Here is a 411-nt window from a genome sequence, read left to right as displayed (position 1 = left end):
GCGACTCGAGCGCCGTCATCACGGCGGCCCTGATCAAGGTGGCCAGCAGCACGGTCTCGTCGACCGTGGCGGGCACGTCGGCCACGCGGACCTCCACCGTCGGAAAGTCCGCCGAAGGGCGCACGTCCCAATAGATCATGTCCTTGTCGAGGATCACCCCGGTGTCGACCAGCATGCGTACCGCGTCGTCGTATTCCTCGGGCGAGTCAAAGAACGGCGGCGCTCCCGCGGCGGGCCAGCGCCGCCACAGCACGCTGCGCCAGCTCGCGTAGCCGCTGTCGGCGTTGCGGTACACCCGCGAATTGGCCGACAGCGCAAGCAACGACGGCAGCCACGGCCGCAGCCAATTGCTGACATGGATGGCCGCGGCACGGTCGGGCACCTGCACGTGCACGTGGCATCCGCTGATGC

The 411-nt window shown here is 68.9% G+C and carries 1 protein-coding gene; it reads right to left on the bottom strand.

Annotated elements, in window-relative coordinates:
- The coding region (locus H7I87_RS09670; RefSeq protein ID WP_264002650.1) for a carboxylate-amine ligase at positions 1-411 on the bottom strand (411 nt) is incomplete at both ends.

It is taken from the genome of Mycobacterium timonense (genome assembly GCF_025821985.1).
Taxonomy (GTDB): domain Bacteria; phylum Actinomycetota; class Actinomycetes; order Mycobacteriales; family Mycobacteriaceae; genus Mycobacterium; species Mycobacterium avium.
The sequence above is the reverse complement of the archived record's forward strand: the minus strand, read 5'-3'. Positions and strand labels throughout refer to the sequence as shown.